This window comes from Alteromonas antoniana, from assembly GCF_019249295.1.
Taxonomy (GTDB): Bacteria; Pseudomonadota; Gammaproteobacteria; order Enterobacterales; family Alteromonadaceae; genus Alteromonas; species Alteromonas antoniana.
Window position 1 is genome coordinate 20,206 of record NZ_JAESDH010000002.1, and the last position, 21,402, is coordinate 41,607.

23 protein-coding genes and 1 tRNA gene are annotated in these 21,402 nt (G+C 49.3%); 14 read left to right on the forward strand and 10 right to left on the reverse strand.

The genetic code is table 11. The features are described 5' to 3' along the window. Nucleotides 1–4 precede the first annotated feature (4 nt). The 4 genes from JKP77_RS01360 (at nt 5) to JKP77_RS01375 (ending at nt 4,877) form a co-directional block, all read left to right on the forward strand. The gene (locus JKP77_RS01360; RefSeq protein ID WP_218309418.1) at nt 5–1,390 is read left to right on the forward strand and encodes an amidohydrolase family protein; all 1,386 of its coding nucleotides are present in this window, start codon (nt 5–7) and stop codon (nt 1,388–1,390) included. Nucleotides 1,391–1,565: 175 nt separating this feature from the next. Further along, complete coding sequence (locus JKP77_RS01365; RefSeq protein ID WP_218309419.1) at nt 1,566–2,921, forward strand: CHASE2 domain-containing protein; 1,356 nt, start codon at nt 1,566–1,568, stop codon at nt 2,919–2,921. Beyond that, nucleotides 2,918–3,295 carry a hypothetical protein gene (locus tag JKP77_RS01370; RefSeq protein ID WP_218309420.1) on the forward strand — a complete coding sequence of 126 codons (378 nt, stop codon included), beginning with the start codon at nt 2,918–2,920 and terminating at the stop codon, nt 3,293–3,295. The genes JKP77_RS01365 and JKP77_RS01370 overlap by 4 nt, the downstream gene beginning before the upstream one ends. A 1-nt stretch (nt 3,296) precedes the next feature. After that, on the forward strand, nt 3,297–4,877 hold the full coding sequence (locus JKP77_RS01375) for a M48 family metalloprotease (protein WP_218309421.1): 1,581 nt from the start codon (nt 3,297–3,299) through the stop codon (nt 4,875–4,877). Between the two features lie 247 nt (nt 4,878–5,124). Here JKP77_RS01375 and JKP77_RS01380 read toward each other — a convergent pair whose 3' ends face one another. The 9 genes from JKP77_RS01380 to lolB form a co-directional block, all read right to left on the reverse strand. After that, the gene (locus JKP77_RS01380; RefSeq protein WP_218309422.1) at nt 5,125–5,520 is read right to left on the reverse strand and encodes a septal ring lytic transglycosylase RlpA family protein; all 396 of its coding nucleotides are present in this window, start codon (nt 5,518–5,520) and stop codon (nt 5,125–5,127) included. A 66-nt stretch (nt 5,521–5,586) separates the two neighbouring features. Next, entirely contained in the window at nt 5,587–5,994 is a 408-nt protein-coding gene (locus JKP77_RS01385) for a ribose-phosphate pyrophosphokinase (protein ID WP_218309423.1), read from the reverse strand. Nucleotides 5,995–6,302: 308 nt separating this feature from the next. After that, nucleotides 6,303–7,472, reverse strand: a complete 1,170-nt coding sequence (locus JKP77_RS01390; protein ID WP_218309424.1) for a metallophosphoesterase — start codon at nt 7,470–7,472, stop codon at nt 6,303–6,305. After that, nucleotides 7,465–8,046 (reverse strand): HAAS signaling domain-containing protein, encoded by a 582-nt coding sequence (locus JKP77_RS01395; protein ID WP_218309425.1) that lies wholly within the window; start codon nt 8,044–8,046, stop codon nt 7,465–7,467. The genes JKP77_RS01390 and JKP77_RS01395 overlap by 8 nt, the downstream gene beginning before the upstream one ends. Then, nucleotides 8,039–8,413, reverse strand: a complete 375-nt coding sequence (locus JKP77_RS01400) for a PadR family transcriptional regulator (RefSeq protein ID WP_218309426.1) — start codon at nt 8,411–8,413, stop codon at nt 8,039–8,041. Before JKP77_RS01400 ends, JKP77_RS01395 begins: the two co-directional genes overlap by 8 nt. Before the next feature lie 510 nt (nt 8,414–8,923). Continuing rightward, a complete protein-coding gene (locus JKP77_RS01405; protein ID WP_246601042.1) occupies nt 8,924–9,862 on the reverse strand; it encodes a ribose-phosphate pyrophosphokinase in 939 nt (312 codons plus the stop codon). Between the two features lie 40 nt (nt 9,863–9,902). Next, nucleotides 9,903–9,978 (reverse strand) — tRNA-Gln (locus JKP77_RS01410). Between the two features lie 5 nt (nt 9,979–9,983). Continuing rightward, the gene (ispE, locus tag JKP77_RS01415; RefSeq protein WP_218309428.1) at nt 9,984–10,865 is read right to left on the reverse strand and encodes a 4-(cytidine 5'-diphospho)-2-C-methyl-D-erythritol kinase; all 882 of its coding nucleotides are present in this window, start codon (nt 10,863–10,865) and stop codon (nt 9,984–9,986) included. Then, the gene (lolB, locus tag JKP77_RS01420) at nt 10,850–11,515 is read right to left on the reverse strand and encodes a lipoprotein insertase outer membrane protein LolB (RefSeq protein WP_218309429.1); all 666 of its coding nucleotides are present in this window, start codon (nt 11,513–11,515) and stop codon (nt 10,850–10,852) included. The genes ispE and lolB overlap by 16 nt, the downstream gene beginning before the upstream one ends. Before the next feature lie 59 nt (nt 11,516–11,574). Here lolB and hemA point away from each other — a divergent pair, with 59 nt between their 5' ends. The 6 genes from hemA to kdsA are packed head-to-tail and all read left to right on the forward strand — an operon-like array spanning nt 11,575 to nt 17,671. Beyond that, nucleotides 11,575–12,849 (forward strand): glutamyl-tRNA reductase, encoded by a 1,275-nt coding sequence (gene hemA / locus JKP77_RS01425; protein ID WP_218309430.1) that lies wholly within the window; start codon nt 11,575–11,577, stop codon nt 12,847–12,849. Nucleotides 12,850–12,857: 8 nt separating this feature from the next. Continuing rightward, on the forward strand, nt 12,858–13,943 hold the full coding sequence (gene prfA / locus JKP77_RS01430) for a peptide chain release factor 1 (RefSeq protein WP_218309431.1): 1,086 nt from the start codon (nt 12,858–12,860) through the stop codon (nt 13,941–13,943). Nucleotides 13,944–13,945: 2 nt separating this feature from the next. Next, a complete protein-coding gene (gene prmC, locus JKP77_RS01435) occupies nt 13,946–14,788 on the forward strand; it encodes a peptide chain release factor N(5)-glutamine methyltransferase (RefSeq protein WP_218309432.1) in 843 nt (280 codons plus the stop codon). A 55-nt stretch (nt 14,789–14,843) separates the two neighbouring features. Further along, the gene (locus JKP77_RS01440) at nt 14,844–16,394 is read left to right on the forward strand and encodes a response regulator (RefSeq protein WP_218309433.1); all 1,551 of its coding nucleotides are present in this window, start codon (nt 14,844–14,846) and stop codon (nt 16,392–16,394) included. Between the two features lie 26 nt (nt 16,395–16,420). Continuing rightward, nucleotides 16,421–16,795, forward strand: coding sequence for a SirB2 family protein (locus tag JKP77_RS01445; RefSeq protein ID WP_218309434.1), 375 nt, complete (start codon nt 16,421–16,423; stop codon nt 16,793–16,795). Nucleotides 16,796–16,816: 21 nt separating this feature from the next. After that, nucleotides 16,817–17,671 carry a 3-deoxy-8-phosphooctulonate synthase gene (gene kdsA, locus JKP77_RS01450; RefSeq protein ID WP_218309435.1) on the forward strand — a complete coding sequence of 285 codons (855 nt, stop codon included), beginning with the start codon at nt 16,817–16,819 and terminating at the stop codon, nt 17,669–17,671. A gap of 62 nt (nt 17,672–17,733) precedes the next feature. Here kdsA and JKP77_RS01455 read toward each other — a convergent pair whose 3' ends face one another. After that, nucleotides 17,734–18,015 (reverse strand): hypothetical protein, encoded by a 282-nt coding sequence (locus JKP77_RS01455; protein WP_218309436.1) that lies wholly within the window; start codon nt 18,013–18,015, stop codon nt 17,734–17,736. Between the two features lie 220 nt (nt 18,016–18,235). Here JKP77_RS01455 and JKP77_RS01460 point away from each other — a divergent pair, with 220 nt between their 5' ends. The 4 genes from JKP77_RS01460 to rlmM are packed head-to-tail and all read left to right on the forward strand — an operon-like array spanning nt 18,236 to nt 21,221. After that, nucleotides 18,236–19,135: a transcriptional regulator GcvA gene (locus JKP77_RS01460; protein ID WP_218309437.1), complete on the forward strand. Its 900-nt coding sequence runs from the start codon at nt 18,236–18,238 to the stop codon at nt 19,133–19,135. Next, nucleotides 19,125–19,760: an alpha/beta family hydrolase gene (locus JKP77_RS01465; protein WP_420840021.1), complete on the forward strand. Its 636-nt coding sequence runs from the start codon at nt 19,125–19,127 to the stop codon at nt 19,758–19,760. Before JKP77_RS01460 ends, JKP77_RS01465 begins: the two co-directional genes overlap by 11 nt. Next, entirely contained in the window at nt 19,760–20,149 is a 390-nt protein-coding gene (locus tag JKP77_RS01470; protein WP_218309438.1) for a DUF423 domain-containing protein, read from the forward strand. Before JKP77_RS01465 ends, JKP77_RS01470 begins: the two co-directional genes overlap by 1 nt. After that, nucleotides 20,142–21,221: a 23S rRNA (cytidine(2498)-2'-O)-methyltransferase RlmM gene (rlmM, locus tag JKP77_RS01475; protein ID WP_218309439.1), complete on the forward strand. Its 1,080-nt coding sequence runs from the start codon at nt 20,142–20,144 to the stop codon at nt 21,219–21,221. Before JKP77_RS01470 ends, rlmM begins: the two co-directional genes overlap by 8 nt. Nucleotides 21,222–21,402: the final 181 nt, after the last annotated feature.

The window sequence follows — 21,402 nt, forward strand, 5'->3', positions numbered from 1 at the left end:
GAACATGAAATTACGTACGTTTTTGTCGATGAGCCTGCTGGTTTTGTCGACGTCTGCCAGCGCTGAGAAAACCGCACTGGTTGGTGGACGACTAATAGACGGCTTCGGCCATCAACCTATCGCCGACAGCGTTATTCTGATTGAGGATGGAGTAATCCAGGAAGTCGGTACACAAAGCGCATTAACCGTGCCTGACGACTACACCGTGGTCAGTACAGAAGGCATGGATTTGATGCCCGGTCTCTGGGAGAACCACGCGCACCTGATGTTAAACGGTCACGCGGATTACAAACACTGGGACGTGGCATATGTAGACAGGCTGGGTGACGAAATTATGCCTTCCAGTGCTGTACAGCTATTGCTGGCCGGTATTACCAGTACCCGTGATTTAGGCGCGCCACTGAAAGAGTCAGTGGAATTAAAGCAGGCTATTGAAGAGGGCAGTCTGCCGGGCCCTAACGTCTATATCTCCGGTCCGTTTCTTCAGGCTGAAGCGTACCCTGGCACCGAAAACTTTCGCTGGGGCGTCAAGACCGAGCGAGAAGCGGTTGCCAAAGTGAATAAGCTGGCCGATGCCGGTGTGGATATTATTAAGCTCATCGACCATGACAAGATGCCGCTGAATGTGGCGAAGAAAATTGTCGAGCAGGCGCATAAACGAGACCTAATCGTAGTAGGGCACTCTCACCGGCCTGATGAAATCAGAGTGGGGCTGGAAATTGGCATAGACAATTTCGAGCATACCGGGTTAACGACCGCGCCGGAATATCCCGCCGACGTGATGGAAAAGCTCAAAGAGCGCACTGCAACGGGGCGGGTAGCGGGTGGTCCGCTTTACTGGACGCCGACCATTGAAGGATTGTGGAATTTTGACAAAACGGTTGCGAATCCGGAGAAACTGGATGCCACCTGCTGGCACCGTGGCCTCAAAGACGACACGATTGCAGATATCAAAGGTTCTATTCAGGCCCCGGGCCAGCTGGAGTACACTCAGCTGACACCGCTTCGCAAGCCAACCCTGAAAAGAAAATTCCAGCAGCTTAAAGAAGCTGGCGTCGTGCTTCTGGTAGGCACAGACAGTGGTATACCCATGAAGTTTCACTGCCAGAGTACCTGGAACGAGCTTGCTGTGTGGGTAGAAGAAATGGGCATGACACCGATGGATACGATTCGCGCGGCCACTTACTGGCCGGCAGTGATGATGGGCGTACAGGATAAATTCGGTACCGTGAGCAAAGGCAAAACCGCCGATATTATCGGTGTACATGGCGATGTGCTGCGTTACATCAACCTGTTACAGGATGTCGATTTCGTGATGAAAGGCGGCACTGTTTATAAGCAGGGCGGTAACGTGGTTGAATCGGCCTTACCTGAAACTATGCGCATGTAATCACTTGCAGGGATATGCTGGTGCAGATGATACCGGCATATCCTTGTGTTCACGTCGTTAAATACCCGGATAGGAGATCTGTAGTTGTTGACAAAGTAAACAGGGGTGTCTAAAAATAGAGACATAATAAAAAAGTGCTAGTGATGGATTACTCTGGTGCTCAAAACAAAGGATTGTGATCATCAAACCGCTATTCCTGCTATGTATCAGTGTTGCTGAGAGCCGATTTTGGGGGCGCATTGGTGTCGTCCTGAGGGCGGCGCTGCTGATATTTATACTGGTGCTGGATCCATTCCACATTACCACCGCCACAGACAAAGCGTCATCAGACATTTTAAACCGCTTACATGCCGTGAGTTATCCGGATACCGGACAACAAGATGTTGCAGTGGTTTTCATTGATGACAGTTTTTTAAATGCCAAAGGTTTGCACTGGCCACTTTCCTACGCCGAGCAATCGCGCATTTTCAGACAAATATTACGATACGAACCCAAAGCGTTGTTTATCGATTTGCTGTATACCCATGACCGCTCCGATAGCAACGATGACGTAGCGCCACTGTTAAATGTCTTTGAACGCTATCATGAACGCACGCCGATTTATGTGCCGCTGGCGAACGAAACTGAGTTTGACAATGCAACGCTATTTCAACATGTAAAACCGGTTAAGGTGCAGTGGGACGGACAAGAGCACTACTATCCGCCGTCGGTAGGCAACTTGCCAACGCCTGCATTTGCAATTCATCAGTTGTATTGTCAGTCATCCAAAGAACGCTGTCTGGCGCAGCAGGACACGCCGCCACCGGTTTACGTGCAGTGGGGCGCAGCGCTGTCTGAATTACAGTCAAAGCTTACCGATAACAGTCACTGTACTGACGTTGAAAGCTTTCCGGTAACCGCTTTTAAAGTCACCCTGTCAGAAATCTTCTGGAAACTGGTGCCGTCGTGGCGTCAGAATTGTCCTTACACTACAACAATACCTGCGTCGCATCTTGAAGCCAGCGATCCAGAGGATATCGCGGTACTACGCGAAGCAATAACCGGCAAAACCGTAATGGTTGGTGCGCTGATTCAGGGCGCCAGGGATGAAGTGTATTCTCCCGTCCACGGCCTTATTGCTGGGGTGTATCTGCATGCAATGGCGTTAGACAATTTGCAAACCTATCAGCATCGGTATTACAGACCGTCGCCGGAAATCATAGGCAATGTCGATATCGCGGATATCGCAGATTGTCTCTTTTTTATTCTGGTTTTCTTCTGGCGTGAGCGGGTAAAACAATACACAGAAAGCGGGCAGCCTGTTCACCGACAGCAGTTACAGGCCATTGTGCGTTCGGCATTACTCATCATGGCGGCATTACTAATAACCGTTATCGTGTTTTCTTTCGTGCTGAACTATCAGCCCATCAACTGGGTGGCGCAACTGATACTGATCCTCACTATTTTCGCAGTACAAATAAGGCTCTTCGAGCCGGTAAAAAAACTAACCAACCATTTTAAGACGCTTTATAACAAGGAAAAACAACCATGAAGACATCAACGTGGGTTCTCGCGGTTCTGTTAGCAGTTATGGCAGGTACCGCACAGTCTGAAGAACTAAAGATACTGGGTTTTAATACGGAGAACATAGAAACGCTGGACAGTAACGGTAAGGTCATTTCAGAAGTGCCCGTTGCAGCTTTGCCTAAGCCAGAAATCGTGGTGCTGGAGCACAATAAAACGCTGGATCTGGTAAAAATTAACAACAAGGCTGGCGAGCCTGTGTGGCTGGACGTTTACTTCTTAAAGCTTAACCAGGGCAAAGTAGTTGATTTGCCATGCCATAAACTGGCTGAGACGGGTGAGGTAGATCGCCATGAAACCGGTACTATGGGGTTTGGTGGTCGTTGTGAAAAGGAGAGCTGATATGAAAGTCACTTATTTCTGCCTGCTGGCAGCATTACTGTCAATATCAGGCTGTAAGAGCACCCTGGATGGTGCCGTGGATGCGGTGAGCAATTTAGCGGGAAACGATACGCACTCCAGTTTTGACGGCACCTTTATCGATCAGCCAACCGTTGCTGAATATAAAAACCGGGAAGATAAGCTGTCCGGCGAAGGGCGGGTTATCAGTTACTCCGGCATGGACATTCCCGCCGAGCAAGTGCGCACCTCGCATGTCGTGCATGCTCCAGAACTAAACGCCTATTTGAATACCATCCTCGATAACATTCTTGCGCAATGGGACGGAACTCCGGTTAATGTGCAGGTACAGGTTGTACACTCGCAGAACTTTGCCCCATATGCAGACGCCTTTGGTATGGTAAGTATCCCGATGGGGGCACTTGCGAATATTGAAAGCGAAGACGAACTGGCGTTGCTGATCTCCCATGAAGTCAGCCACATTCTGATGCGTCACCATGAACGTGATGCCGTGGTGCAGGAAAATAAGAAAAATGTCGACTATGTTGCCAAGGCCGTAGTGATGGCAAATGTCGTGCGCGACTACGACGTTGTGAAAGCCGGCGGGCGTCGCTCGCTGCAGTACACCCCGTCTGAGCAAAGTAGCGAGAATATCTCTCAGGCCATGATTTACAACGCGGTAATTCAGACCGTGTCAGACAGTGTCTGGAATACGGCCTGGAAGCGTAAGCAGGAGGATGAAGCGGATTTACTGGGGTTTGATCTTGCTGTCCGCGCCGGCTACTCGCCTCGCGCAAACGATCATGTACTGGAACGCCTGAAAGACTTTCAGGGCAAGCAGCAGGGAATGCTATCTAAATTCTGGGACCAGAAAAAAACAGCAATGACAGCAGCCCTGCAGGGCGGTGATTTTGGCGCATTGTCGACAGAAGTTGATACCTTTCTTGCTCAGGGGTTGTCGGCGGGGTTAGGTGCTGTAACCGAGTTTTTCCAGCAGACGCATATTTCGCCGGAGGAACGTCAGGGCAACCTGAAAGAATATACCCTGAAGAACTACCGTCCGGAAATTCGCCGTCGCGTGAACGTAGCATCCTGGCAGGAGGTGAAGTCGTCCGCTGAAGTAACGGAGGTGCTGACAAGCTATCGCCGCGCATTTGAAGCCGCCAATGCGCTGGCATCAAACGATACTCAGAATGCCGAGCGTCTGGCGATGCAGTCTCTTACCCCCAGAGTTAAAAATCACCCTTATCTTCGAGAGGTGATGTATAACGTCAGAAAAGCACAGGGCGATTACGTGCGTGCGAATAAGAATCTGGCATTAATTGAACGTTGGCAGGATGCTTCTCCTTCGCTGTATGAAGTGCGTATTCAGCAGCTTTTTGATACCAAAGACTTTGATGGTGCGCTAACTACTATTGAAAGTGCAGAAGAAGTATTTGGTAGCGAGAGTATGTTTTTGATCCAAAAATCCATTGCCCTGGCTAACCAGGGGAAACAGGATGAAGCCTTAGACAGCCTTGAGAAATGTGAAAAATACGACAGTCTCAAAGCAGACTGCGCGATATTAAAAGAGCAATTTGGTTAAACGTAAACTTCTCTGAAAGGCACTGTAATGACGTGGCCCCCAATAGTTGAATAGCCGATTGTTGGGGGCTTTTTTTACCGTTGTTGAAAAGCGCATCCACTTTACCCGCTAATGGACGATAACGGGCAAAACGCATAGTGCTATGTTGACATCTTTTAACGCACTTTCGTGCAACTGATATGCATCAGTATCCAGCGTTGAACTAATTGAATTATATCAGGTAACTTTCACCATGCGGCGACAGAGGCTATGGCAGCACAGTGATCCGCACTTTTATTATCCCATCATCCGTATCGGCAATGTCGCTGAAAGCAGACCGCGATAAATCAATGATACGCCCCTGCACGAAAGGGCCGCGGTCATTAATTTTAACTATTGTACGTTCATTATTCGCGAGGTTCACCACTTCAACCCGCGTCCCGAAAGGCAGCGTGCGGTGCGCGGCGGTATTGGTCAAGTGATTATATCGCTCACCACTGGCAGTGGTACTGAACTGGTAGGTCATTGCGTAGAAAGAGGCTTCACCGACTTCAGTAAAACCAACATCCTGAGGCCGCGAGCGCTCCGGAACCGAGCTACATCCGGACACAATGAAAAACACTGCCAGATAAAGAGCCGCCGGGCGAAGTGACAAAAACGACATGATAACAGGCTTCCTGAAAAAGTGCGGAGGGCGATGCTTACCGCTCTCCGCGGGCAGACGAAAACGTTAGTGCGTCGGATTGATCGGTTTTACCATCGCATCGCTGATAATCTCAACGTCAGCGACTTTGAACACGGTACCAAACATCGTGATGGTCATGACGTCAGGCATAGGTTGGCCGGTAACTTTCACAACCAGACCATTCTGGTGATATTTTTTGTCCAGGCCCTGAAGGGTGTAGTGCTCACCATTGTCACTGACCAGTGCGTAAAAACCACCCTCCATATCTTTATAAACAATACTGCCGGTAATTGTCTGACTTTTCTCCATGGCCTCTTCCTCCTTTATTTCGGTGGTTTCAACGGCACCTGACTCTGTCTGCAGAGCAGTTGGGGCTGAGTCGGCTTTGTCATCTTCGTCACACGCACTCAGTACGAATGTAGCCAGTATGATTGTTAAAACGTTGTACTTCATAGTGATTCCTTTACTTATGCTTACCCTGACGTAATCGCCTGTTGAGCATACATTACATTAAGTGGGTAATACCAATTTACGACACTACGTTATCACGTACATATAAGTTTGCGCATTTCCACTGAACGCAACATGAATTGTTTATGACGCCGCTTAAGACGATGTGACGTCATTAAATATCATTAGAGGTAATTAACGCAGTTGGCAAAACGGTTGAATGACCCTTGCTACTTTAGGCGGTCATTCTTCAGGTGAACGTGACCTACACTTATCACGTTGCCTGACACGCTCCCCCGACGTGAACCCGTTTACAACTCAATTTTTTCTCCATCATCCAATACGCGATAAAACTTATCATTGTTGATGAGTAACCCTTCTGAACTTTTAAACGGTAAGCTGGTTCTGTAATCATTTGGATGCTTTACATCAATCGCAAAAAGTTTGTTTTTATATTGGCTATTCACGTTGAATTGGATTGTATGTCCAACGATTACCGATTTCGCTTGATAAAACATCAGCGTATTGCGCAACGTTTCTTCTGTATTGTCTTCTTTGAAATAGCCCCTGTACCAGGCAGGGCCTGTCTGCGTTGATATGACAAGGGAGGTTTTCTCATCCGCCAGGCCGGGGTAATACATATGCCTGTAATACTCTCTGTTCAGTGAATTTATTTCTGCAATAGAAATGTCATTTTTGACAATGTCAGGGTGAATACCGCCGTGAACAAACAAATATCCATTAATGCGCTCTATCGTATTTTTGGTCGCAAGCCACTGTCCCAGAAATGCATCTTTTCCCAGCAAGTCGGACGACGATTTTCTTAAAAATCCTGCGATAGCGATATATTTGTTGGCAGCGGACCTGACGTTACCCTGCATGTTCTTTATTTCGTGATTACCCACGATATAGTGTACTTTTCCGCCAGCTTGCTGTGCTTCCTGTTCCAGCTTATAGATAAACCACAGTAGCTGTGTGGTAGAAAAGCCTCTGTCTACCATGTCACCAACAAGGACCAAATGGCTGTCACCGTAAATCCACTGAAGATCGGCGCTGATCACTTTATTGGCAATAAGAAAATCTCTGAATGCCTTGTAATTGCCTTCTAAATCACTGACGGCAAGGATGGGAGAGCTTGTTTGATATAGCGCGTTCTCGTTGTCACTCAAAGGCGAAATCTTGATGTTGAATCTGCTGTCATCCAACGGAAAGTAGACCTCAGCGGCGACCGCGTCATTTACTGCATATTCTTGCGTTTCAACGTGGAAACCTTCGTCTCTGCTACCTCTTATATAACTTACCTTTAGCGCGCCGTTTTCATAAAATGCATACGGACCGTCGTCGCCTACTTTATAGGCCAGTGGCGCGTCGCCTAAACTGATTGATGCGTGTTGCGAAAAGCCCAGAATTGCGGCAATAGTGAGTAGAACTAACGACACAATCAGAAAATAGCCCAACGGACGAAGCAGATACTTAAACATAATGCTGACCGATCGAAAATTGACGCACGAACTTCAGCACTTTGTGCGTCATCAGTAATATAAGGTAACCGAGAATAAGCGCAACAGGAGACAGCCATAGTCCCTGAACCACGCCAACGGTTTCCTGCACAAGGACGGGGTTATCCAGCATTCCAATTACAACGGTGTTGCCATTGGCTTCGGACCATATGCCGATACTTCCAGGCAATAATAAATTGGCGAAACCCAGTGCAATACATGCTATCCCGATAAAATAACCAAAGCACATTAACCCCAGATATACCGTTCGTGATAACCCTTTCTTTACGATACTGATGGCTTTAAACCCCTCCGGAGGGGGAGTGCCCTGCTGGATGTGCCCGATATACTGTTGGGCAAGTTCTCTGGGAGGGCCAAATCTGTCTAAAATCGCTTCTACGTCGGCGACACCGCCTTTTACTTCAACGTCATCAATGACATCGTAAATGTGCGACTCAATTTCTTTAACCACTTCCTGTGCTTCAATGTCTTGCAACGGACTCAGGTAGCGGCTGAGATTATTGAGGTAATTTCTGATTTGTTTCCTTTCACTCATAGTGATGACCTTCTTCAATTGTCGGTGAGTTCAGAAGCTGCTGTAAGTCTTCGACTGAACGCAGCCAACGTGCTTTTAACTCATTAAGCTTTTGGTGTCCTTCCTTGGTAAGGGAGTAATATTTTCGAGGGCGTTGCTCACCTTCCTGTTGCCATGAGGCTGCTAGTAATCGCTCTCGCTTTAACCTGTCTAACAGAGGATATAGGGTGCCTTCGGTAATTTGCATGGTGTCAAAAAGGTGAAAGTAATTAAGCATCTCTAAGCCGTACATGGCGCGCTTGTGTATTGCCGCCAACACTGCCAGCTCAAGCGTTCCTTTTCTTAATTGCGCATCCCACTTTACGCTCTCATTCTTATTCTCAGGCATCTCTCAACCTTGCTATAACCTAATACTATGCATTACATAGTATTAGGTTATAGCAAGGCTCGTATGAGGTAACAAGTACAATGTTAAGACGTAACAAAATTGATATGTAAGGAAGTATTACTGCGAGGCCTAATGCGATTTTACGTGACGCACTCTATTCAACAGGCTGAACGCAATGTTACTGATGAGCAGAGCGAAGAGCCCGATTACTTTGTCGGCAGGTGATTTAGATAAGTCTTACGAAGCGCAGGTGCGCGGGAAACGTTCAGCTGTGACATTATTGGGTGAAGCGTGTGACCACGATTTTTCGTTAGCTGATGAGCGAAGCCATAATATCGTTGTTTGTTGGGGTGCCATCGTCTTAAGGTTGACCGTCGAATTCAGACCGGTTCGGTGAACAAAAATGGCGGATAACCTGTTGGCTTTCCTATTGCAGGATACCGCTACAACGTGAAATCTGAATACAAAAAAGGCAGCGATAACGCTGCCTTCTCTCGAATTCGTATCCGATTAGTATTCGAACATCGCCGAAATAGACTCTTCGTTGCTGATGCGACGAATGGTCTCTGCCAGCATTTCAGACAGGGTAAGCTGTTTTACTTTACCGGTGCCTTTCATTTCCGGGCTAAGTGGAATCGAGTCGGTCACGATGATTTCATCAATCATTGACTCTTTTAAGTTGTTTACCGCGTTGCCTGAGAAAATAGCGTGGGTTGCGTAGGCATACACATTACGGGCGCCATGGGCTTTCAGGGCTTCAGCCGCTTTCGCCAGCGTACCGCCGGTATCAATCATGTCATCCACGATAATACAGTCGCGATCTTTAACGTCACCGATGATGTTCATCACCTGTGCTACGTTCGCTTTCGGACGACGTTTATCGATAATGGCAAGGTCGGCATCGTTTAGCAGTTTTGCCGTTGCACGAGCGCGAACAACACCGCCAATGTCAGGCGACACCACAACCGGGTCAGCAAAGTCACGGCGAACCATGTCTGCCAGCAAAATTGGCGTACCAAAGGCATTATCTACCGGCACATCAAAGAAGCCCTGAATCTGCTCGGCGTGCAAATCGATGGTTAGTACGCGGTCAACGCCGACGTTAGACAAGAAGTCGGCGACGACTTTCGCAGTAATCGGAACACGCGCTGAGCGTACACGTCTGTCCTGACGAGCGTAGCCAAAATAAGGAATTACCGCGGTAATTCGACCTGCCGATGCACGACGCAGAGCGTCGATCATCACAATCAGTTCCATCAGATTGTCGTTAGTAGGTGCGCATGTGGACTGGATAATAAAAACGTCCGAACCACGGACGTTTTCATGAATTTCGACGCTGATTTCACCGTCACTGAAGCGACCGACGCTGGCGTTTCCAAGTTTGGTGTAGAGGCGATCGGCGACTTTCTGGGCAAGTTCTGGTACGGCGTTACCTGCAAAGAGCTTCATATCTGGCACAAGTGTTTCCTCAGTGCGTTGATAAAAGAGGTGGCTGGGGTAGCAGGACTCGAACCTACGAATGGCGGGATCAAAACCCGCTGCCTTACCAACTTGGCTATACCCCAATAATTTACTTCGTGTCCGATGTGGCGTTCACTTCTTGTAGTTTTTGTTTTAGTGGCGACTGATTCACACCTTTAGCCACAAAACTTTGCCATGGAGCGGGTAGCATTGCCTGTATCTGTCTGGCTAAATTTTGGTCGGTAAAGGTAGCGAAAACACATGCGCCTGTGCCCGTCATCCGCGACGGTGCGTAGTGTACCAACCACTGTAATAATTTTGCAACTTCAGGATAGCGATTACAGACAATTTCCTGACAATCGTTGCGGGTTCGCTCATAGTGATAATCATCCCAGAGCATAGCAGGGGTGTCGCGGGGCAGGTCAGGCGCGCTGAAGACCTCGGCAGTACTGATATGAATACCCGGGTTTACAACCAGATACCAGTATTCTGGTTGCGCGCAGGGCGTAATATCTTCACCGACACCTTGCGCAAAAGCCGTTTTACCGTAAACAAAAATTGGCACATCAGCACCCAGGCTGAGTCCAAGTTCTGCCAGTTCACCGTCACTCAGGCCGCAATTCCATAAGTGATTCAGGGCAACCAGTGTCGTGGCAGCGTTGGAGGAGCCCCCGCCGATCCCGCCGCCCATGGGCAACACTTTTTCAAGTGTGATGAGGGCTCCGGCCGATTTACGCTCTGCATGTGGCTTCAATAAGTTGGCTGCACGAATGATTAAATTTTCACTATCTGGGACGCCGGGCAGCGGCTCATACATGGTTACCGCGTTATCATTTGTGACGTTAAAAGCGAGTTTGTCACCGTGATCCAGCATCTGAAACAGCGATTGTAAAGAATGATAGCCATTTTCCTGCTTACCAAGAATGTGTAAAAACAGATTGAGTTTGGCGGGGCTGGGCCACCAATCGGGGGAGGTTACTGCGTTTGCCATGTGTTAATTCGGATTTTTATAAAGTTTTGTGTGTCTTTCTGGTTTAATGTCAGCGCACCGGGCAACCAGACGCCATCTACATTCTGGTATGCGCCGTACTGTACCTGCCACTGGCGACAACGAAAGCAGTTTGGCATTAACGTGTCGAGCAGGCCGTTCTCTGTCAGGGTATAGGTGTCTCTCTCGCCGGGCACACCTTTTACCCAGTTTAATAGTTTATCCAGCGGGATATCCCAGCCGGTGACCCGGTAAATCAGTCGCGAGGGGTCCGTATCGGTATAGGTTTCACCGTCGGCCTCCAGGGTGGCCTGCAACCCATTGGATTGCATATCTACCAGCGTAACACCTAAAAAATTGGTCAGACGAAATGCCAGGGCATCGTTATCTACCGACCAGCGCAGCGTAGCACTGACGGCTTCGCCATTTTCTCTCAAAGCCATTTTACCTTTGATATTCCAGGACGTGATACTGCGAAGTTTTTCTACCTGCGCGGGTAAATCCACATTACCTTTCGGACCTTCAGGCCGGGTGGCACAGCCCAGCATCAGGCTGGAAATGATAAATAAAAAAAGAAAGCGTAAGAGCATGAACAGCTGGGGTCTGATATCAAGAATGCGGTGGCCTTTATAGGAACACAGATTCACCAGCACTTTCAATCATTTTGGGTTTTTCGTACAATGCCGCTCCGACGTTGCCAGCACAAAACTTAATGACCTTACTCGCCCTCGGGATTAACCACAAAACAGCACCAGTTGCACTTCGCGAAAAAGTGGCCTTTACGCCCGATTCGCTGGTCGCGGCGTTGTCGTCGCTGAAATCTTTAAGTGGCGTTGAAGAGTCGGTGATTGTATCTACCTGCAACCGCACTGAGCTGTACGTCAATGTAGATAAAGACAACCCGCCTTGTCTGTTGTCCTGGCTGGCCGATTTTCACCATGTGGTGAAAGATGAAATTGCCAACAACAGTTATACCTTTGAGCAGGATGAAGCGGTTAAGCATATAATGCGGGTAGCCAGCGGCCTGGATTCGCTGATCCTGGGCGAGCCGCAAATTCTTGGGCAAATCAAACAAGCTTTTGGCGATGCCCGGCATTCCGGCATGGTAAGTGCCGAGTTCGAGCGATTATTCCAACATACCTTCTCTGTTGCCAAGCGTGTGCGCAGCGAAACTGAGATTGGTGCCAATGCGGTGTCTGTCGCCTACGCTGCAGTGCAACTGGCCAAGCATATATTTGCCGAACTTCCGAAACGCTCGGTACTTCTGGTGGGTGCCGGTGAGACCATCGAACTTGTAGCGCAGCATTTAAAAGAGCAGGGCGTAAAGCGACTGGCGGTGGCCAATCGTACCGTGGCCCGCGCTGAAACGCTGGCCTCGCAACTTGGCGCGGATGTGTTAACACTATCGCAGTTGCCGACGCACCTGAAAGAGTTTGATATTGTCATCAGTTCTACCGCCAGTCAGCTACCCTTAATAGGCAAGGGTATGGTGGAAGATGCCCTCAGACAGCGCCGCAACACGCCCATGTTCCTGGTGGATCTGGCGGTTCCCCGTGATATTGAAGAGCAGGTGAATGAGCTGGGTGACGCCTACCTTTATACCGTAGATGATTTACAACATATTGTTGAGCAGAACATGGCCAGCCGCGAGCAGGCGGCACAGGAAGCTGAAAAGCTAATTGCGCTGCAGATGGTCGACTTCCTAAACTGGAAGCAGGCTCAGCAATCTATCGATTTAGTGAAGCAATACCGTGAACGCGGCATGACTCAGCGCGATGAGCTGACAGAAAAGGCGCGCAACCAGCTTGCTGAAGGGAAACCGGCAGAAGAGGTTATTCACGAGCTGGCTTATAAGTTGACGAATGCGTTGATGCACGCGCCAACGAAAGCGCTGCGAAAGGCTGCAGCAGAAGATAATACCGCGCTGACACAGTGGCTGGCCGAGCACCTCTCGCTTAGCACTGGCAGCGACAATCAAGAAGGCTAATAAAAAGAATGAAAGACTCGGTCGTCACAAAACTCGAAAACCTCTCAGAGCGTTTTGAAGAAGTCCAGGCACTGCTCGGCGATCCTGACATTATTGGTAACCAGGACAAGTTTCGTAACCTGTCTAAAGAGTTCAGTCAGCTGGAAGATGTGGTTGCCGGTTTTAACCGGTATAAGCAGGCGGTGGGGAATCTTGAGTCTGCTCAGGAAATGCTGAACGAAGATGACGCAGAAATGCGCGAAATGGCGCAGGAAGAAATTAAAGACGCTAAATCAGAAATCGAGCGTCTGGAAACAGAGCTGCAACTGTTGTTGCTGCCCAAAGATCCTAACGACGACCATAACTGTTTCCTTGAGATCCGGGCTGGCGCAGGTGGTGACGAAGCAGCTATTTTCGCTGGCGACTTATTTCGTATGTACAGCCGGTATGCTGAAACCCGCGGCTGGCGTGTTGAACTGGTAAGCGCTAACGAAGGTGAGCACGGTGGTTTTAAAGAAGTTATCGCTAACATATCCGGCGATGGTGTCTACGGTATCTTAAAATTTGAGTCTGGCGGTCATCGTGTTCAGCGGGTTCCGGAAACCGAATCCCAGGGGCGTATTCATACGTCAGCCTGCACCGTGGCTGTGTTGCCGGAGGTGCCCGAGTCCGAAGCGATAGAGATCAATCCGGCAGATTTGCGAATTGATACGTTCCGCGCATCTGGTGCGGGTGGACAGCACGTTAACAAAACGGACTCCGCTATTCGTATCACTCACTTACCTACTGGTCTGGTTGTTGAATGTCAGGACGAGCGCTCTCAGCATAAAAACCGTGCGAAAGCGATGTCTGTATTACAGGCACGCCTTAACCAGATTGAAGAGGAAAAGCGCGCAGCCGAAGAAGCGTCTACCCGTAAAAGTCTGGTGGGAAGTGGCGACCGCTCTGAGCGTATCCGCACCTATAATTTCCCGCAGGGCAGGGTGACTGACCATCGTATCAACCTGACAATTTATCGTCTTGACGAAGTGATAGAAGGCGATTTACAGCAATTGATGGAGCCCATTTTGCAGGAGCATCAGGCCGATCTGCTGGCATCGTTATCTGATGAATAATTGTGTCTTTAACGGTAAATGATGCACTGGCCTGGGCACTGACCCGGCTGACCACGCAAGAAGATCCTGCGGTCGATGCCAGAATACTGCTGGCATCGGCGGCAGAACAAAATCTGACCTGGTTATACACCTGGCCCGATAAACCGCTGTCTGACGAACAATGGGTGAAGTTCCAGCACTTCGTCGAGCGCCGTAGCGAGGGAGAGCCGGTTGCCTATATATTGGGCTATCGGGATTTCTGGAGCCTGACGCTGCGCACATCACCTTCTACTTTGATCCCCCGGCCTGACACCGAAGTGTTAGTAGAAGCCGCATTATCGCGTTTGCCTCCGGGCAACCAGCGCGTCTGCGATTTGGGCACTGGCACCGGCGCGATAGCCCTCGCCATTGCCAGCGAACGTCGCGACTGTGAAGTGATTGGCTGTGATTTGCTTGATGAGGCGGTGACGCTGGCAACGCGGAACGCATCTGATAATGGCATTACAAATGCCTCTTTTGTGCAGTCTTCGTGGTTTGACAACCTTCACGGTCGCTTCGAAATGATAGTGTCGAATCCACCCTATGTAGAGCAGCAAAGTCCGTGGCTACAAGAAGGTGATGTGCGGTTTGAACCCCAGAGTGCGCTGACTTCCGGTGCCGATGGGCTGGATGATATCCGGATCATTATTGCGCAGGCGCCAGGGTATTTATCCAATGGTGGCTGGTTGCTGATTGAGCACGGATACACCCAGGGCGACGCTGTGAGAGACCTCCTGCAACGTCATGGTTTTGCACAAACACAAACCCTTGTGGATCTCGCCGGACTCGACAGAGTGTCGGTTGGACGTCTGCAGACTTGCGAATAATCCCTTATACAGTACTATCACAATTGAGTTAATGCGGTAACAAAGGATCACGCATATGAATGACGACTTGTTGTTCGCCGACGACGAAGAAGAAGAACCGTCTGAGCAACTCGGCTCGTGGAAAGTACTGGTTGTCGATGACGAACCGGAAGTCCATGCTGTCACCAAGCTGGCCCTCAGCGATTTTGTACTTAATGGCAAAACGCTGGACTTCATCAGTGCATACAGTGGAGCAGAAGCGAAAAAGCTGTTTCGCGAGCATACCGATATTGCCGTGGTGTTGCTGGATGTGGTTATGGAGACCGATGATGCCGGGCTGAAAGTGGCAGAGTATGTGCGCAATGACCTGGATAACCATTTTACCCGCATTATACTGCGTACCGGCCAACCTGGTCAGGCGCCGGAAAAAGATGTCATTATCAATTACGACATCAACGACTACAAATCGAAGACCGAGCTGACAGCACAAAAGCTGTTCACTGTGATTATTGCCGCCTTGCGCTCGTATCGGGACATCATCGTCATTGAAGAGAACCGCAAAGGTCTGGAGAAGATCATTGATGCCTCGGCAGACATGTTTTCCACTCGCTCCTTAGAGAAATTCATGCAGGGAATCATCCAGCAGCTGTCTTCCATATTGGGGTGTTCGCAGGATGCCGCTTATATCACGTCAACCGTGGCGATACCCCAGCCCATCAATGAACATGATCCTGAGGAGCTCTATGTTTTTGCCGGAAATGGCGAGTATTCCGGTAAAGAGGGGATTCCTCTGCGCGAAGCTGTAACACCCGAAGAATATGAGCTGTGCCGCAGAGCGCTGCAGGATAAAACCATTGTTTATGCGGAAGATCATGTCGTAGCGTACTGCGACAGTAAGTCACGTAAGGGCTCGCTGTTGTACATGTCTGGGCTCCCCCGTCGGATTGGTGACACTGACAAGCGATTGGTGAAGTTATTTTCTGACAACGTCCAGATCGCCTTTGAAAATGTATTGATGACCAGTGAAATCGAGGCCACGCAGCGGGAAATTATTGAACGGCTTGGAAAGGCAATGGAATGTGACAGTCCGAGCAGTCAGCATATATTGCGCATGGTTAAAATGGCTGACCTGTTGGCTGTGGAGCTTGGTCTGACCGAGAGCGAACGAACGTTGCTTCGGCTTGCGGTGCCTTTACACGATGTGGGCAACACGCGCGTGCCTGCGCAGATACTGGAAAAGACTGAACCGCTGACGGATGACGAAAAATATGCCATTCGCCAGCATGCAGAGTTTGGTTACCAGATCCTTAAAGATTCAAGCCAGCCAACCATTCAACTGGCTGCTACGCTGGCTCGTCAGCATCATGAAAGATGGGATGGCAAAGGCTATCCGGACGGGCTAAAGAAAGATGAAGTTCGTATTGAAAGTCGCATCGCTACGCTTGTGGATGTATTTGATGCCCTGTACAACAAACGACCGTATAAGTCAGCCTGGCCGATGGAAAAAGTCATCGACACGCTGAAGATAGAGCGGGGGGGGCATTTCGAGCCGCGTTTGGTGGACATTGTGATTGAGCATATCGATGCGTTTATCGAGATCCAGCGTGCACACCCTGACGAAGAATAAAACAAAAATACAATAAGGAATTACCGATGTACATGATGGCTAAACACCTGCACCTTACGGCAGTTGCGCTGAGCATTTTGCTCTTCATCCTACGATTTATCTGGGTTCAGATGGATCCGGCGGCGCTGCAGCGCAAGTGGCTTAAAATCGTCCCGCACGTTATCGATACCATACTCTTAGCCAGTGCAGTGTGGTTGTGTGTCCTCCTGTCTCAATATCCTTTCGCGCAGGCATGGCTTACCTTCAAACTTATCGGTGTCATTGCTTACATTGTGTTGGGGCTAATCGCGCTGAAAAAGGCCAAAACCGCCCCGGTGCGCTGGATTACCTTTTTACTGGCGTTGGGTGTGCTGGCGGCAACGGCTAAAGTTGCGATAACCAAACAACCCCTGTTTTTCTGATTTAAGAGAATAAAATACTGTATGACTGTTTCTACAAATGCTATTCAGGTTGGTGACATTGCCGTTGCCAACGACAATCCCTTTGTACTTTTTGGCGGCATGAACGTGCTGGAATCACGCGATCTGGCAATGCGCATTGCAGAACACTATGTTGAAGTGACGCAAAAGCTGGGTATTCCGTACGTGTTTAAGGCGTCTTTTGATAAAGCCAATCGTTCTTCGGTGTCATCGTATCGTGGTCCTGGAATGGAAAAGGGGCTGGCCATATTTGAAGAGATTAAAAACACCTTTAATGTGCCGGTGATCACCGACGTGCATGAACCTTATCAGGCTGCACCGGTTGCAGAAGTGGTTGATGTTATTCAGCTTCCGGCATTTCTTGCCCGCCAGACTGATCTGGTAGTGGCGATGGCGCAAACCGGCGCGGTAATTAATGTGAAAAAGCCCCAGTTTCTTGCTCCGCATGAAATGCGTCACATTATAGGTAAGCTGGCCGAGGCGGGTAATGAAAATGTGATCCTGTGTGAACGAGGCAGCTGCTTTGGATATAACAACCTGGTTGTCGATATGCTGGGGATGGACGCCATGAAAGCCTATGCACCGGTAATTTTTGATGCCACACATGCCTTGCAGATGCCAGGTGGCAGAGCCACTTCAGCCGATGGCAGACGAGCGCAGGCAGCACAACTCGCGCGCAGTGGTATGGCACTTGGGTTAGCTGGGTTGTTTATTGAGGCGCATCCGAATCCGGATGAAGCGAAATGCGATGGTCCGTGTGCGTTACCGCTGTCCAAGCTTGAGCCTTATCTGGCACAAATGAAAGCATTGGATGAATTGGTAAAAGGATTTGAACCGCTGGATACCAGTAATCAGTAACAGGCTGATGGCGGATACTGGCGGCGAGCACCGCCAGTATTCGTATCAGGTGTGAGAAGGTGTTACTCGCTGCGCTCCTTGCGGGCTTCAGTGGCTTTCTTCTCATTCATGGCAAACAAACCTTTCGCCAGTCTTAGCTGCGATTCTTCTGCCAGCGTGGTGACAGCTTGCTCACGTACCAGGGTTGCCACCTGATTAGCAGGAATAATGTCGTCTAATGAAATCGCTTGCTGTGCAGACTTTACCAGCTCAGCAGCAGGCAATTCCTGAGGCTGAACTGCAGCTTGGGTGGCAGCAGTGGCAAATGCCATAACAGAAACACTGGATAAAAGTAACTTTCTCATTTTTCACACCTAATATAATTAATTTAAAATTCGTTTCGTATTTGTAAAAACATTTAACAATTCATGGTCTGTAAGTGTATGTTTTAAAAACCTGAATTCTTAATGCGTGCAAATAGTAAACACTGTTGATGTGAAAATAAAACGAGTAAAAGTAGGTCACTTGCATTAGAATAACTAATGAATTTGTCACCGAACTATCACGCTGGGAATGAATGTAAGTATGCATCGCAGATTACCCCCTTTAAATGCCCTGAAAGCCTTTGAAGCCGCTGCTCGCCACTTAAGCTTCACCCGCGCAGCGGATGAACTCTTTGTGACGCAGGCGGCGGTCAGCCATCAAATCAAAGCGCTCGAAGATTTCTTATCCATGAAATTATTCATCCGTCGCAACCGGACATTACTTCTGACCGAAGAAGGGCAGGCTTATTTTCTTGAGCTAAAGGACATTTTCAAGAATTTGCAGGAAGCTACAGAAAGGTTGCTGGCAAAAGGCAGCAAGGGGGCGATTACCGTCGCAATGCCGCCCAGTTTTGCCAGTCAGTGGCTGGTACCGCGGATTTCCAAGTTTAGCCTGGAACAACCGGATATTGATGTGCGGATCAAAGCCGTCGATTTTGACGAAGGGTTTCTTGATGATGATGTGGATGTGGGGATTTATTATGGCAAAGGACGATGGAGCGGACTACAGGCCGATAAGCTCCATACCGAGTTTCTGACACCGCTATGTTCTCCTATGCTGTTTAACGGGCCGAAGCCGTTAATGCAGCTTTCTGACTTGCGCCATCATGTGTTACTTCATGACTCCAGCCGGGCGGCGTGGAAAAACTGGCTGAAACAAGTGGGCGTTGCTGGTGTCAACGTAAATCAGGGGCCAGTGTTCAGCCATTCGATGCTGGTGCTTCAGGCCGCAGCGCTGGGGCAGGGCATCGCGTTGGGAAACACGATCCTGGCCAGACCGGAGTTAGATGCCGGTCGGTTAATTATGCCGTTCGAAGAAAAAGTAGAGAGTCGTGATGCGTTTTATCTGGTTTGTGATGAAGCGCAGGCTGAACTGGGTAAAATAGCCGCTTTCAGAGAATGGATTTTGAAACTGGTAGAAGAGGAGCAGGATGATGTTTGATACCGACGTGATTGAGTCCGACGCACCGGTAGCCAGATTGATACTGGGTCACGGTGCAGGTGCAGGAAAGCAATCTGACTTCATGCAGGACGTGGCCCGCCGTTTATCCGCCGTGCACATTGAAGTTGTGTTGTTCGACTTTCCCTATATGCAGACTATCACAGAGACGGGCAAACGGCGCCCGCCAGATAAAGCCGATAAATTGCAGTCTCACTTTAAAGCGCTGAAGCAACATATCGATGACACCCGCAGCGCATTGCCGACGTTTATCGGCGGTAAGTCGATGGGCGGACGTATGGCAACGCTTATCGCCGATGAGCTCGACATTAACGGCGTGGTGGTCTTTGGCTATCCCTTTCACCCGCCGGGTAAACCAGAGAAAACCCGCACTGACCATCTCGGAGCTATTACCACGCCTGTTTGTATCATTCAGGGGGAGCGTGACACCTTTGGCACGAGAGCGGATATTCAGGGCTATGACCTTGGTGTACAGGTGAAGTGCCATTTTCTGGAAGACGGCGATCACAGTCTGAAACCACGTAAAAAAAGTGGTTTTACTCACGAGCATCATATTGAGCAAGCCTGTAACATTGCGCAGGCATTTATTAAAAAGCGGAGTCATTAATGCAAACTGTGGTTGTAGTAGCGGCGTTCAGCGCGCTAACTGCTGTTATGCTTGGTGCATTTGGGGCGCACGGCCTCAAAGGCGTATTGTCAGCCAGCGAACTGAATACCTTTGATATTGCAGTGCGCTATCAGATGTATCACGGGCTGGCGATGCTGGTGTTACCTGCCTTGACCAGCGTGGTCGCAAGGCCCTGGTTGCGGCGCGTTGCTATTGCGTTTGGTGTTGGCATTGTGCTGTTCAGTGGCAGCCTGTATTTACTGGTTTTCACCGGCAATAAGTGGTTCGGCCCGGTTACCCCTATGGGGGGCGTCGCTTTCATGGTGGGGTGGGTTTTATTATTAGTCGGGGCCGCCAGACATACCGGCGCAGGTGTTCACCATGACTGAGTTACTGGCATACTGCCGCGCAGGTTATGAGAATGACACCGCTGCTGAGCTTACCGCTGCTACAGCACAACGAGGGGTTTATGGCTATCCGATGTTGCAGTCTGATTCCGGCTACGTCAGCTTTCCGCTCTTCCAGCAAGAGGATCTTCACAAACTGGCCAGTACGCTGGTGGTTGCAGATACAATATTTCCCCGCCAGTTAATTGCCGTCACGCAAACCCATGACGCGTTGGATAAGCAGGATCGTATCACGCCTATTCTGGAAACCGTGCGCGATATAAAAGAAACCATCGGGATGTCAGGCAATGTGCTGGTAGAATATGCCGATACAGAGGATGGCAAACAGCTGGCAAAGTTTTGTCGTAAATTTGTGGTGCCGTTACGCCAGTCGCTTCGCGGCGCCGGCCTTCTGACTAAGAAAGAATCGGATAACAAACCGTTTATCCACGTATTTTTCACGAACTTCGATACCTGCAAAATTGGCTACAGCCTGCCGCAAAGCCGAAACCCCGCACCAATGGGCATTCACCGCTTAAAATTTCCGACTGACGCACCGAGCCGCTCGACACTTAAACTGGAAGAAGCCATTGTGACGATGCTGGATGCGCATCAGCGCGAACAGGTGCTGCGTGCAGGGGGACGCGCCGTGGATCTTGGCGCATGCCCGGGAGGCTGGACGTATCAGCTGGTGCAGCGGGAGATGTACGTAGAGGCAGTAGATAACGGGTTAATCGCTGATAGTTTAATGAAAACAGGACAGGTGGCGCATTTTGCCGAGGATGGATTTACCTATCGTCCTGAGTATGGCCGGGTAGACTTACTGGTTTGTGATATGATTGAGCAACCTGACCGGGTTGCCCGGCTAATGGGCGACTGGCTGGTAAAGCAGCTTGCCGACCACGCGATATTCAATTTGAAATTGCCGATGAAAAAAAGGTACGACACGGTTGTCGATGCGCTCACATTATTAACGCAAAGAATGACACAGGCGAAAATTGCATTTAACCTTCGGGCCAGACACCTGTATCATGACCGCGATGAAATTACCGTTACGGTAGTTCGACACGAATAGGTCATTCTCCCTATCAGACAACCCGATTTAAGAATATCTTCTTCGAATCGCTCAAGTTGTTGAAATAAAAGAATTATATTGAAATGTGGCGCGGATCCGCTGGATAAGTTTTATTCTTTCTGCGGAAAAAGGTGTAAATCTGGTACTAAGATCCTTTATAATCCCGCCGTTTTTTTACTCT